This window comes from Loktanella sp. DJP18 (assembly GCF_049310965.1).
Taxonomy (GTDB): Bacteria; Pseudomonadota; Alphaproteobacteria; order Rhodobacterales; family Rhodobacteraceae; genus Loktanella.
Genome location: NZ_JBMERN010000028.1, coordinates 1 through 13,676 on the forward strand (window position 1 = coordinate 1; position 13,676 = coordinate 13,676).

The window sequence follows — 13,676 nt, forward strand, 5'->3', positions numbered from 1 at the left end:
CCATAGGCTGTTGGTTTGAACGGGGCGGCGAAGGCTTCGGCAGCGAGACCAAAACCCCTGAATTGTGGATGTGCGTTTTTTGGGTCTGGCATCGGTCCCTAGATAATCAGCTCCAGACTTTCAGGTCGCCCCCGCTATTTAGCAACTTTCTGTGCCTTCAGTCTTGACCAGCCATCTGGATACCGATTCGGCTTGGCGCGCTCCCTAACGTGCCGACCTCAACACCGCCCCCGAGAAGAAAATTTCTAAGAATAACTGCTGCACCGACTTAGTTACTTGCGAACGGAACCTAGGCCAGTGCATTTGACATCGAGGTCTGCCAGGCAACTACGATATCGGCGTTGAACGTCGACGAATAAAACTCCAACCGGCATGAGGCGCACACCATACGACGGCATTGGGAATCCGGGACAGGACAACCGCCGCATGGCGTGACTTATTCATGCGACATCGTAGAACGATGCGACTCTGAACGCAGGTCATATGACACGACAATGCGGCAGCATTATGAAACGTAAGTTCAACCAGATTAGCAATTTACGCATTTGGAGTGGCGACGCGTCCAGATGGGTTAGCTACGTTAGATTAGACAAGACAGCTTGGGAGGGATGTCTTGGATAAGTTAGGTGGCGCTCTTCGCAATTCGGTTGCGAATTGAGCGCCGCCATACCACCCTAACATTTAAACGTCCGGCCTCTTACAACCACCCTGAACCATCATTCGTTTGCCGTCAGACGGGCTCACAAATCGGGGTGGGGGTCTGTCAGTGACGACTTGAGAAACATTCGGGTTAGTCAGAGCAATCACCACGCGGCAACATCAGTGGTATGGGCACCGACAGCATGACGGGACCCGCCCTTAGCAGTGTAGCCAAGTGGCGTCGGTCAGTTATTAGCCTGCGCGTTGGTAGAGGCTCTTACGGTCGACGACTATGCCGCATCACTCGCGCTTGAGAACTTGTAAGCTCTCAGATCAAAGGCCGATTTCGCTGAAAACAAATGGCACTGAAGGGTATGGTTCTGCTGAAAAACCACGCAGATCGGGCACCGGCGCACAAGCTGCCATAGCCCCAAACAACAGACTCAGAAAAAGTAAGCGTGTCGCAAACATTACGAGCTCCTTTCGTCAGTCATGGGCTGAAAACACAAAACTAGTTGTGATTTCTTAAAGCCGTGAGTCAACATGGAATCGCCGCATCGACGACACTTTTCTGCCTTATTTTGCACAACCGACAGCAGGCCGGTGATTTGATTGCGCTGAAAAACTAGGGCTCAGAGCGGGTCCTGGTCCTGTCGAAGGCAGGCTCTCAACGTCCGTCGCGGACGAAAAAGTGCTAAATTCCCAATCGATTTGGATATAATAGGGGTGAATAGATGGGCGGCATAGGCAGCGGCACACACATGCGATGGAGAACGCGCGTTACGGTTGACCACATGCGGGCCTTGCCTATCGGCAAACTGGCGACCGATGGCTGGCTGGACGGCGGCGGCACCTGTTCTTTCATTTGGTCACGCGCGGGGCACAGGACGGGCGATATCAATGTGACGGCGGCGGAGGGCCATGTGGTGCTGTCGTATCGGTCAAGATCGACCGGCGGCGATTGGCAGGATATGAAATACCCTGTCCAGATCGACCGCACCCGTTGCCACCTGGGCGGCACGCGCGCGTGGTTCCTGTGCCCAGCGCGTGGCTGCGGACGGCGCGTTGCGACACTCTACGGCGGCACCGTCTTTGCCTGTCGCCACTGTCACGGCTTGGCCTATCCATCCGAGAACGAAAGCCGACGTGACAGGACCGTGCGGCAAGCGGACAAGCTGCGCGAACGGCTCGACTGGCCACCCGGTATTTTCAATGGATCGGATTGGGGAAGGCCCAAGCACATGCACCGTGCAACCTATCAGAGGCTGGAGGCGCAATACGATGAACTAGAGGCGCGGGCGCTGGGCGCAACGATGGATTGGCTACGGCTGTTAAAATAACCGCAGTTAACTAGACTACCAAACGCGGCGAGGGGGGCACAAAGGGGGATTGAAGTCCGACTACTTAGCCCAAACAATTGTTTTAAAACATATATTTGGATTTAAGTGGTGCCCAGGAGAGGACTCGAACCTCCACGTCCTTGCGAACACTAGCACCTGAAGCTAGCGCGTCTACCATTCCGCCACCTGGGCAGGTGTCGTGAGGGGCGATTTAGAGGCAGCACCGGGGACTGTCAACGCGAATTTCACGGGCCTTTGATAATTCGTCGCGGGAGCGTGGGCGGCGTTTCGGCTTGTCTGCCACAGGGCGCGGGTCTAAACCCCGTTCAACAGCGAAAGAGGCCCCAAATGACCAAGCTTGTCACGATTTTCGGCGGTTCCGGTTTCGTCGGACGCTACATCGCCCGGCGTCTGGCGAAGGACGGCTGGCGCATCCGTGTTGCCTGCCGCACGCCAGAAGAGGCGGGCTTCGTGCGCACTTACGGTGTTGTCGGTCAGGTCGAGCCGGTCTTTTGCAACGTCCGTGACGACGATTCCGTGCGTAACGTGACACGCGGGGCGGATGCGGTGGTCAACTGCGTCGGCGTATTGGCGGAAAGCGGCAAGAACACGTTTAGCGCCGTGCAGGCCGAGGCACCGGGCCGGATCGCCCGCATCGCCAGTGCGGAAGGTGTGTCCCGCATGGTCCAGATTTCTGCCATCGGTGCCGACGCGGACGCTTCCAGCGGATATGCCCGCACAAAGGCGCTGGGCGAGGCAGAGGTGACAAAGCATATGCCCGGTGCCGTGATCCTGCGGCCGTCAGTCGTCTTTGGTCCAGAGGATGAATTCTTCAACCGGTTTGCAGGCATGTCGCGGATGGGTCCGGTTCTGCCGGTCGTGGGGGCCGACACACGGTTCCAGCCGGTCTTTGTCGATGATGTCGCTGCCGCGGTGGTGGTGGCGCTGGACGATCACACCGTTCACGGCGTCTATGAACTGGGCGGGCCGGACATCGCGACGTTTCGGGACCTGATGAAACTAATGCTGGGTGTCGTGCAGCGCAAGCGGATCATCCTCAACATCCCGTTCTTTGCCGCGCGTGGCATGGCCGCGGGCTTTGGTGTGGCGAAGGCGCTAACGCTGGGCCTTTTCACGCCGCCGCTGACCACCGATCAGGTCCGCAATCTGGCGGTCGACAATGTCGTAGCCGACGGTGCCCGCGGCTTTGCGGACCTTGGACTTGTGCCGACGCCGATGTCGTCCGTGTTGCCCGACTATTTGTGGCGGTTTCGGCCCTCGGGGCAGTATGCGGCGATCAAGGACAGCGCGAAGAATTTGAAACAGTCCTGACGTGATGGATATTCAGACGACCCTCGTCGCCGCGTTCCTCGGCCTGATCGAGGGGCTGACGGAATTCATACCGGTGTCTTCGACTGGCCATTTGCTGCTGGCCGGGCATTTTCTGGGTTTCGACAGCGCCGGCAAGACGTTCGAGGTGGTGATCCAGCTTGGTGCCGTGCTGGCGCTGCTGACGATATACTTTGGCAAACTGTGGCGGGTGTTTCGCGATGCGCCCCATGACCCGGCGGCCCGTCGGTTCATCCTGTCCGTACTGGTGGCGTTCCTGCCCGCCGTCGTGATCGGGGTGCTGGCACATGATTTCATCAAGACGGTGCTGTTCGAGACACCGCGCCTGATTGCCGTCATGCTGGTATTGGGCGGCATCGTGCTGCTGTTCGTGGACCGGATTGCGCCTGCGCCGCGCCACCACGATGCGACAACGTTTCCCGTCCGCATGTCGCTGATGCTTGGGTTCATCCAGTGCCTTGCGATGATCCCCGGTGTATCACGGTCAGGAGCTACCATCGTCGGTGCCCTGATGCTGGGGGCCAGCAAGCGGGCTGCGGCAGAGTTCAGCTTTTTCCTGTCGTTGCCGACGATGGCGGGGGCCTTCGCCTATGATATCTTCAAGAACCGCGATGTTCTGGATGCCGGGGCGGTGAATGAGATCGCGATCGGTCTGATCTGTGCCTTCATCAGTGCGGTTCTGGTGGTCCGCTGGCTTCTGGGTTTCGTCAGTCGGCATGGCTACGCCCTGTTCGGATGGTGGCGAATCATCGCCGGCTCAGTTGCCTTCGTCGCGCTCTCGTTGGGCTTTTGATAATTTAGGTAACAATTGCTGACCTAAAATGCGCATATTTTTGCCGGTGTAGTGCGACTGCCGATTAAATAGCTGGTTATAGGTCAGCATTGCTGCCTTTTCATTATCGTGGACGCCCCGTAAAAGGTCGTCAACGCGAGGATGGAGAAGTCGATGACCGGTCAAAAGATGCTGAAGTTCACCACCGTTGGTCGGGACATGCCGGAAAAGCGCAGTGCCGTGGTCCGGACAGAAGATTTCCATGAAATCTATCGCGAGTACGCGGACGCCAAGGCGGCAGAGCAGTCCAGCCGATGCAGCCAGTGCGGCGTGCCGTATTGCCAATCGCATTGCCCGCTTCAGAACAACATCCCGGACTGGTTGCGCCTGACTGCCGAAGGTCGTCTGCAAGAAGCCTACGAGATCAGTCAGGCGACCAACACCTTTCCGGAAATCTGTGGCCGCATCTGCCCGCAGGACCGCCTGTGCGAAGGCAATTGCGTCATCGAACAATCGGGCCACGGCACCGTCACCATCGGGGCGGTCGAGAAATACATCACGGACACCGCATTTGAAGAGGGCTGGGTCAAGCCGATCCGCCCCCATATAGAGAGGACGGAAAGCGTCGGCATCATCGGCGCCGGTCCCGGCGGTCTGGCGGCGGCCGACATGCTGCGGCGGCAAGGCGTGCAGGTCACGGTCTATGATCGCTATGACCGTGGCGGCGGCCTGATGACCTACGGCATCCCTGGCTTCAAGCTGGAAAAGGACGTCGTCATGCAGCGCATGGCGCAGTTGGAGGATGGCGGCGTCGAATTCGTGCTGAACTGCAACGTGGGCGAAGACATCTCGTTCGACGCGATCCGGGGCAAGCATGACGCCGTGTTGATCGCCACCGGCGTCTACAAGACGCGCGAATTGGATCATCCGGGGGCCGAGGCTGACGGCATCGTCCGTGCCATCGACTATCTGACCGCATCGAACCGTGTGGGCTTCGGCGATGATGTGGCAGAATTCACCAGCGGAGAATTGAACGCCGCAGGCAAGCGCGTCGTCGTCATCGGCGGCGGCGATACCGCGATGGACTGTGTGCGCACGGCGATCCGGCAGGGTGCCACTTCGGTCAAATGCCTGTACCGGCGCGACCGCAACAACATGCCCGGTTCGCAACGTGAAGTGCAGAACGCCGAAGAGGAAGGCGTCGAGTTCGTCTGGCTGTCATCGCCGAAGATGTTCGTCGACGATGCCGCGAACCTGAACGACGACCGCGCGATCTCTGGACCGCTGCGCGGTGTGGTCGTCGACAAGATGCGCCTTGGCCAGCCTGACGTGACGGGCCGTCAAAGCCCCGAGCTGATCGACGGCGCCCACTATGTCGAAGAGGCCGACATCGTCATCAAGGCGCTGGGGTTCGAGCCAGAGGACCTGCCGACACTCTGGGGTGTCGACGGGCTGGAGGTCACGCGCTGGGGCACGGTCAAGGCGGATTTCACCACGGGCCGCACGTCGCTTGACGGTGTCTTCGCCGCCGGCGACATCGTCCGCGGCGCGAGCCTCGTGGTCTGGGCGATCAAGGACGGGCGCGATTGTGCGACTGCGATCCTTGATTACCTGTCCCAAACCGACGCGGTGGCGGCGGAATGATCCGGGGGCAGCTGTCCCCGGTCGCCCTTGCGATCCTGTGCGGTGGCCCTGCGATGGCCGCCGACACCTTTGCGCTGCCGCAGGGCTGCGATGCCTTCGTCACGATCCAAAGCCGCAGTTGTTCGGTCGAGCATCATTTCACCTGCGCTGGCGATCCCGAGGGGGTCAAGCGGCGCGTCAGTCTGGGCGAAGAGGGTCTGACCTACGTCGGCACGACCGACCGCGAGTCGCAGTGGCTCGCCAGCTTCTATCCCCTGATCGGGCACGGCGAAGAGCTGGCGGACGCGCCCGCCGACCCGGCGTCGCTGTCCGAACTGCTGGAAAAGGGTGTCGACCGCTATGATTTCGAAACCACCTCGGACGAGGTCGGGACGACCCGCTACGTTGGAGAAGATCGCCTGACCGGCCAGATCGTCACCATCGACGACGTGGCCCTGCAACAAACGGCCTACGAGATCACCGCCTATGGTGCTGACGGCACAGAGCTGTGGTCGTCGGCGGGCAACGAATTCGTCAACGCGGACTGGCGCACCTTCATCGGCGGCACCGGCACCGTCACCGTGCCGGACGGCCCCTTCGACAAGAATGACAGCCCTGTGGAGTTCATCTATCCGGGCGAAACGGGCTTTCTGTCTGCCAATACGAAATTCGACTGCGGCGCGGTCCTGTCGTCCGCCCCTCCCGTGACCCAAAAGGAGATTTCCAATGACCACCTATGACGAAACCTGGGTTGCCGCCGAAGAAGCCAAGCGTCAGTGGATGGCCGAACACAGCCTGTACCGCGAAGAGGACGAGCACGCCTCTTGCGGGGTCGGGCTTGTCGTGTCGATCAAGGGCGAGGCGTCGCGCGATGTCGTGGAAAAGGGCATCAACGCGCTGAAGGCCGTCTGGCACCGGGGCGCCGTCGACGCGGATGGCAAGACCGGTGACGGGGCCGGGATTCACGTCCAGATTCCCAAGGCCTTCTTTCAGGACCAGATCCGCCGCACCGGGCATGAACCGCATGAAAGCGACCGCATCGCCGTCGGCCAGGTCTTTCTGCCGCGCACCGATTTCGCGGCGCAGGAGCGCTGTCGGACCATCGTGGAATCCGAAGTGCTGCGCATGGGGCATTGGATCTACGGCTGGCGCCATGTGCCGGTGAACAACGACGTGCTGGGGGAAAAGGCCAACGCCACCCGGCCCGAGATCGAACAGATCCTGATCCGCTGCGAAGGTCAGATCGACGAGGAACAGTTCGAGCGTGAACTTTACATCATCCGTCGCCGGATCGAAAAGGCCGTGATCGCCGCCGGCGTCACGGGCTTCTACATCTGTTCCCTGTCCACCCGGTCGATCATCTACAAGGGCATGATGCTGGCCGAGCAGGTCGCCGTGTTTTACCCCGATCTGATGGACCAGCGGTTCGAGAGCGCCTTTGCGATCTATCACCAGCGTTATTCCACCAACACCTTTCCGCAGTGGTCGCTCGCCCAGCCGTTCCGCATGCTGGCCCACAACGGCGAAATCAACACGCTCAAGGGCAATATCAATTGGATGCGCAGCCACGAAATCCGCATGGCCTCGTCGGCGTTCGGAGAGGCTGCGGGCGATATCAAGCCGATCATTCCGGGCGGTGCCTCCGACTCGGCGGCTCTCGATTCCGTGTTCGAAGTGCTGGTCCGCGCCGGGCGCAACGCGCCGATGGCCAAGACGATGCTGGTACCCGAGGCATGGTCCAAGCAGCAGGCCGAAATGCCGCAAAGCTGGCAGGACATGTATGGTTACTGCAACGCAGTGATGGAACCCTGGGACGGCCCCGCTGCGCTGGCCATGACGGACGGACGCTGGGTCTGCGGCGGTCTTGACCGCAACGGTCTGCGTCCGCTGCGCTATGTGGTGACCGGCGACGGTCTGCTGGTCGCAGGATCCGAGGTCGGGATGGTCCCGGTGAACGAGGCAACCGTGGTCGAAAAGGGCGCCCTTGGCCCCGGCCAGATAATCGCCGTCGATATGGCCGAAGGGCGGCTGTATCACGACACGGAACTCAAGAACAAACTTGCCGTCGCCCAGCCCTTCGGGGCTTGGGTGGAAAAGGTCGTGGAGCTGTCCGACCTGCTGAAGAACGTGCCGGAAAAGGCGCTGTTTGCGGGCGAAGTGCTGCGCCGCAGGCAGCGCGCCGCCGGCTATACGATCGAGGAGCTGGAGCAGGTGCTGGCCCCGATGGCCGAAGACGGCAAGGAAATGATCGCCTCAATGGGCGACGATACGCCGTCTGCCGTGTTGTCCACGACGTTCCGCCCGCTGTCGCACTTCTTTCGGCAGAACTTTTCCCAGGTCACGAACCCGCCGATCGACTCGCTTCGTGAAAGCCGGGTGATGAGCCTCAAGACGCGGTTCGGCAACCTCAAGAACGTGCTGGACGAGGACAGCAGCCAGACCGAAATCCTCGTGCTGGAAAGCCCCTTCGTCGCCAACGCCGAATTCGACGAGATGATGACCCATTTCGGTGACACGGTTGCGGTCATCGACTGCACCTTCGCGCCGGGCGACCACGCTTTGGCCCATGCGCTGGAACGCATCCGGTCAGAGGCAGAGGATGCCGTGCGCTCTGGTGCCGGGCACCTCGTGCTGACCGACCAGCATCAATCCGAAACGCGCGTCGCCATGCCGATGATCCTGGCGACCAGTGCGGTCCATTCAGGTCTGACGCGCAATGGTTTGCGGACCTTCTGTTCGGTCAACGTGCGCTCTGCGGAATGCATCGACCCGCACTATTTCGCCGTGCTGATCGGCTGCGGCGCGACGACGGTGAACGCCTACCTCGCGCAGGACAGCATCGCCGACCGCGTGAACCGGGGCCTGGTCGATGGCACCCTGACCGAGGCTGTCGGCCGCTACCGCGCCGCCATCGACGCGGGCTTGCTGAAGATCATGTCGAAGATGGGCATTTCCGTCCTGTCGTCCTATCGCGGTGGCCTGAACTTCGAGGCAGTGGGCCTGTCGCGTGCCATGGTCGCCGAATACTTCCCCGGCATGCAAAGCCGCATTTCCGGCATCGGCATCAACGGCATTCAGTCCAAATTGGAAGAGGTTCACGCCCACGGCTGGCGGCAGACCGATCAGGTCCTGCCCATCGGCGGCTTCTACAAGGCGCGGCGTTCCGGTGAAAAGCACGCTTGGGAAGCGCAGACCATGCACATGTTGCAAGCGGCTTGCGCAAAATCGTCCTATGCGATGTGGCAGCAATTCTCCAAGGCGATGCAGTCGAATCCGCCGATCCACCTGCGCGATCTGCTGGCGATCAAGCCGATGGGCAAGCCGATCCCCATTGAGGAGGTCGAAAGCATCACGTCCATCCGCAAGCGGTTCGTGACGCCGGGCATGTCGCTGGGGGCGCTGTCGCCCGAGGCGCACAAGACGCTGAACGTCGCGATGAACCGCATCGGTGCGAAATCCGACTCTGGCGAGGGCGGCGAAGACCCTGCGCATTTCCACCCGGAACCCAACGGCGACAACCCGTCCGCCAAGATCAAGCAGGTCGCGTCCGGTCGCTTTGGCGTCACGGCGGAATACCTGAGCGCCTGCGAAGAGCTTGAAATCAAGGTGGCACAGGGTGCCAAGCCCGGCGAGGGTGGACAATTGCCCGGCATGAAAGTCACCGACCTGATTGCCCGGCTGCGCCATTCCACCAAGGGTGTCACGCTGATCTCGCCGCCGCCGCACCACGACATCTATTCCATCGAAGATCTTGCGCAGCTGATCTACGACCTCAAGCAGATCAACCCGCGCGCCAAGGTCACGGTCAAGCTGGTGGCGTCCTCTGGCGTCGGCACCATCGCGGCGGGTGTGGCCAAGGCCAAGGCCGACGTGATCCTGATCTCGGGCCACAACGGCGGCACGGGCGCCAGCCCCGCGACCAGCATCAAATATGCCGGCCTGCCGTGGGAGATGGGTCTGACCGAGGCGCATCAGGTTCTTGCCATGAACAACCTGCGCGAGCGGATCACGCTGCGCACGGATGGTGGCCTGCGCACCGGCCGCGACATCGTCATGGCCGCGATGATGGGGGCCGAGGAATACGGCATCGGCACAGCCGCCCTGATTGCCATGGGCTGCATCATGGTGCGCCAATGCCAATCGAATACCTGCCCGGTGGGCGTCTGCACGCAGGACCCGGCCCTGCGCGAAAAGTTCGTGGGCAACGCCGACAAGGTCGTGAACCTGATCACCTTCTACGCGACGGAAGTGCGGGAAATCCTTGCCTCCATCGGGGCGCGGTCGATCCAGGAGGTCATTGGCCGTGCGGACCTGCTGACGCAGGTATCGCGGGGGTCGGCGCACCTCGATGATCTTGACCTGAATCCGCTGCTGATCACCGTCGATGGCGCGTCGAAGATCAAGTATGATCGCAATCAGCCGCGCAACGTCGTGCTGGATACGCTGGACGTCGAGATCGTGAAGGATGCCGAACGCTTCCTGAAGGACGGCGAGAAGATGCAGCTGGAATACGCCGTGCAAAATACCTTGCGCACCATCGGCACCCGCACGTCGAGCCATATCGTCAAGCGGTTCGGCATGAACAACGACCTGCAGGACGATCACCTGACGGTGAAGCTGCGCGGATCGGCTGGGCAGTCGCTGGGGGCCTTTGCGGTCCACGGGCTGAAGCTGGAAGTGTCGGGCGATGCCAACGACTATGTCGGCAAGGGCCTGTCGGGCGGCACCATCGTCGTGCGACCGCAGATGCAAAGCCCGCTGGTCGCGTCCGAGAACACGATCATTGGCAACACGGTGCTGTATGGCGCGACCAAGGGCTATCTGTTTGCCGCCGGCCGCGCGGGCGAGCGGTTTGCCGTGCGCAATTCTGGTGCGCATGTGGTGATCGAGGGCTGCGGCACCAACGGTTGCGAATACATGACCGGCGGCGTTGCGGTGATCCTGGGAACCATCGGTGCGAACTTCGGCGCGGGCATGACCGGCGGGATGGCGTATATCCACGATCCCGACGGGCAGGCGGCCGAACTGATCAACATGGAATCGCTGGTGACCTGTCCGGTCACGGTGGATCATTGGGAAACCCAGTTGCAGACCCTGATCGAACGCCACGCCGCCGAGACAGGAAGCCGCAAGGCGCGCGACATCCTGCAACATTGGCAAAGCGAAAAGGCCCACTTCCTTCAGGTCTGCCCGATCGAGATGCTCAAGCACCTCAAGGCTCCGCTGAGCCACGAAGAGCAGGCGATCCCGGCAGAGTGATCCGTGGCACCTGAATGACACCCCGTCGTGCAGGCCACGACGGGGTGTTTTCCTGTCCGCAATCTTGACCCCGGCCCGGTCCCCGTGACTTATGAGCGCCATGGCGAAACCCCGCAGAAGATCACGCAGCGCAGAGGTGCCGCCCGCGCGCCGCAAGTTGCGGCTGGGCCGACTTCTGTGGCGCGGCTTGCTGGGGGTTCTGGCAGCCGTTCTGCTGGTGACGTTGCTTTACCGGGTGATCAATCCGCCCACGACGCCCTACATGTTCGCTGAGGGCCGCAGGACCGGCGGCGTCACTCAGGACTGGGTCAGCCTGTCGGACATCGCGCCGGTGATGGTGCGGTCCGTCGTGGCGGCAGAGGATGCGAATTTCTGCCTGCACTGGGGTCTTGACGTCACGGCAATCCGGGCGGCGCTGGCGGCAGGGGGCGATCGCGGTGCCTCGACCATTTCGCAGCAGGTGGTCAAGAACGTTTTTCTCTGGCAGGGGCGCAACTGGACACGCAAGGCGCTGGAGGCGGTCTGGACCCCGCTGACCGAAGCCCTGTGGAGCAAGCGCCGCATTCTTGAACTCTACCTGAACGTCGCGGAATTCGGGCGGGGTGTCTTCGGCGTGCAGGCCGCCGCCCGGCATTATTTCGGCGTCGATGCCGCCGACTTGTCGGCGGTGCAGGCGGCACGGCTGGCGATGGTGCTGCCCGATCCGAAAGGCCGTGATGCGGCCAATCCGACGACAGCGCAGCGCAGGCGGTCGGCCAGTATCCTTGACGGTGCGGCAACGATCCAGGCCGATGGCCGCGCCACCTGTTTCGAGAGTTGAATGCAGGTCCAAGGTGCGGCATTGAAGACCTGTTCCCGTAAAGCGAGTTGATCCATGAACCGCCTCTATCACTTCCCGTTGTCACCGTTTTCGCGCAAGGTCCGGTTGAGCCTGGCCGAGAAACGGATCGAGGTGGAGTTGATCGAAGAACGGTATTGGGAGCAGGACAGCGACTTCTTGCGGCGCAACCCGGCGGGCAAGGTGCCGATCCTGCGGCTGGGCAACAAGCTGATGAGCGAAAGCGTCGCGATCTGCGAGTATCTTGAAGAGACCCACCCCAATCCGCCGCTGATGCCGCGCGACGCCGACGGGCGGTTCGAGGTGCGGCGGCTGATCGGCTGGTTCGACGACAAGTTCTACTCCGACTGCACGCAAAAGCTGCTGGGTGAACGGGTGTTCCGCAAGGTGATGGGCACGGGATACCCCGACAGCACCAACGTGAAGGCCGGAAGCCGTGCGATGCGGTTTCATCTGGATTACATGACCGAATTGCTCGAACATCGCCGCTGGCTGGCGGGGAACGAGATGACGCTCGCGGATTTCGCGGCGGCGGCGCAGTTGTCCTGTCTCGACTACATCTCTGACGTGGACTGGAACCGGTCGGAGGTGGTGAAGGACTGGTATGCGAAGATCAAGTCGCGTCCGTCGTTCCGGTCGTTGCTGGCCGACCAGGTGCCGGGTTTCCTGCCGCCGTCGCATTATGCGAACCTCGATTTTTGAGGTGAGGGTGGGTGGGCCCGCCCACCCACCCCTTTTCGGGGCTCTGCCGTCGCCGGCTGGCCCTCGGACCAGTGGCGGACCGCCGGCGACCCCGAAATATTTGGGTTCGGATGAAAGATGGGTCTGAAGGAGGATCTTGTCGATTTTGCCCTGACGTCGGGTTTTGCGAAAGTCGGGGTGTGCCGGCCCGATGCCATTCCGGATGCCGCCGGACGTCTGGCCACCTTTGTCGCTGACGAACGGCACGGGCAGATGGGCTGGATGGCCGAACGCATGGGATGGCGCGGCGATCCCTCTGCCCTTTGGCCCGAGGCGCGGTCGGTCATCATGTTGGCAGAGAGCTATACGCCGGATGTGGACCCCTTGGATGTGCTGGCGCAGCGGGACCGGGCCGCAATATCGGTTTACGCGCAGGGGCGCGATTATCACGATGTGGTCAAGAAACGGCTGAAGGTCGTGGGACGCTGGCTGATCGAACAGGCACCGAGCGCGGAGATCAAGGTCTTCGTCGACACCGCTCCGGTGATGGAGAAGCCGCTGGCCCAGGCGGCCGGGCTGGGATGGCAAGGCAAGCACACCAACCTGCTGGGGCGCGATCTGGGGAACTGGGTGTTTCTTGGCGCGATCTTCACGACAGTCGAACTGGAGCCGGATGCGCCCGAGGCAGAGCATTGCGGCAGCTGCACGGCCTGCCTCGACATCTGCCCGACGCGGGCATTTCCCGCACCCTTTCAACTGGATGCGCGGCGCTGCATTTCCTACCTCACGATCGAACACCGGGGGCCGGTGGACATGGACCTGCGCGCCATGATGGGCAACCGCATCTACGGTTGCGATGACTGTCTGGCGGTCTGTCCCTGGAATAAATTCGCCGTCGCAGGGCGTGACGCGCGGCTTGCAGCGCGGGAGGACTTGCGCGCCCCGTCGCTGGCTGACCTCGCGACGCTGGATGATGCCGGCTTTCGGGCGCGGTTTTCCGGGTCGCCGATCAAGCGGATCGGGCGGGACCGGTTCGTGCGCAACGTCTGCTACGCGATCGGCAACAGTGGGAACCCGTCGCTGTCGCAAGTGTTGACCCCGTTGATGACAGACGCCGACCCGGCGGTGGCCGATGCCGCCTGCTGGGCCATGCAACGCCTGACGGAGGACTAAC

The 13,676-nt window shown here is 61.8% G+C and carries 10 protein-coding genes and 1 tRNA gene; 9 read left to right on the plus strand and 2 right to left on the minus strand.

The features are described from left to right. Positions 1 to 972: 972 nt before the first annotated feature. Complete coding sequence (locus tag ACOI1H_RS10425; RefSeq protein ID WP_422437232.1) at positions 973 to 1,110, minus strand: hypothetical protein; 138 nt, start codon at positions 1,108 to 1,110, stop codon at positions 973 to 975. Positions 1,111 to 1,433: 323 nt separating this feature from the next. Between ACOI1H_RS10425 and ACOI1H_RS10430 the strand changes: the two genes are divergently transcribed. Further along, positions 1,434 to 1,979, plus strand: coding sequence for a hypothetical protein (locus ACOI1H_RS10430; RefSeq protein ID WP_422437233.1), 546 nt, complete (start codon positions 1,434 to 1,436; stop codon positions 1,977 to 1,979). A gap of 106 nt (positions 1,980 to 2,085) precedes the next feature. Here the strand turns inward: ACOI1H_RS10430 and ACOI1H_RS10435 are convergent. Continuing rightward, a tRNA-Leu gene (locus tag ACOI1H_RS10435) sits at positions 2,086 to 2,171 on the minus strand. 156 nt (positions 2,172 to 2,327) lie between these two features. Between ACOI1H_RS10435 and ACOI1H_RS10440 the strand changes: the two genes are divergently transcribed. The 8 genes from ACOI1H_RS10440 to queG all read left to right on the plus strand — a co-directional run bounded on the left by ACOI1H_RS10440 (position 2,328) and on the right by queG (position 13,675). After that, positions 2,328 to 3,311: a complex I NDUFA9 subunit family protein gene (locus ACOI1H_RS10440; protein ID WP_422437234.1), complete on the plus strand. Its 984-nt coding sequence runs from the start codon at positions 2,328 to 2,330 to the stop codon at positions 3,309 to 3,311. Between the two features lie 4 nt (positions 3,312 to 3,315). Continuing rightward, complete coding sequence (locus ACOI1H_RS10445) at positions 3,316 to 4,122, plus strand: undecaprenyl-diphosphate phosphatase (RefSeq protein ID WP_422437296.1); 807 nt, start codon at positions 3,316 to 3,318, stop codon at positions 4,120 to 4,122. A 153-nt stretch (positions 4,123 to 4,275) separates the two neighbouring features. Beyond that, positions 4,276 to 5,745 (plus strand): NAD(P)-dependent oxidoreductase, encoded by a 1,470-nt coding sequence (locus ACOI1H_RS10450; protein ID WP_422437236.1) that lies wholly within the window; start codon positions 4,276 to 4,278, stop codon positions 5,743 to 5,745. Continuing rightward, entirely contained in the window at positions 5,742 to 6,464 is a 723-nt protein-coding gene (locus ACOI1H_RS10455; protein WP_422437237.1) for a hypothetical protein, read from the plus strand. The genes ACOI1H_RS10450 and ACOI1H_RS10455 overlap by 4 nt, the downstream gene beginning before the upstream one ends. Beyond that, entirely contained in the window at positions 6,451 to 10,983 is a 4,533-nt protein-coding gene (gltB, locus tag ACOI1H_RS10460; protein ID WP_422437238.1) for a glutamate synthase large subunit, read from the plus strand. The genes ACOI1H_RS10455 and gltB overlap by 14 nt, the downstream gene beginning before the upstream one ends. A 91-nt stretch (positions 10,984 to 11,074) precedes the next feature. Beyond that, positions 11,075 to 11,803: a monofunctional biosynthetic peptidoglycan transglycosylase gene (gene mtgA, locus ACOI1H_RS10465; protein ID WP_422437239.1), complete on the plus strand. Its 729-nt coding sequence runs from the start codon at positions 11,075 to 11,077 to the stop codon at positions 11,801 to 11,803. A gap of 54 nt (positions 11,804 to 11,857) precedes the next feature. Beyond that, positions 11,858 to 12,523, plus strand: a complete 666-nt coding sequence (locus ACOI1H_RS10470) for a glutathione S-transferase family protein (RefSeq protein ID WP_422437240.1) — start codon at positions 11,858 to 11,860, stop codon at positions 12,521 to 12,523. A gap of 117 nt (positions 12,524 to 12,640) precedes the next feature. Next, complete coding sequence (queG, locus tag ACOI1H_RS10475) at positions 12,641 to 13,675, plus strand: tRNA epoxyqueuosine(34) reductase QueG (protein ID WP_422437242.1); 1,035 nt, start codon at positions 12,641 to 12,643, stop codon at positions 13,673 to 13,675. The last annotated feature ends 1 nt before the right edge of the window (position 13,676 follow it).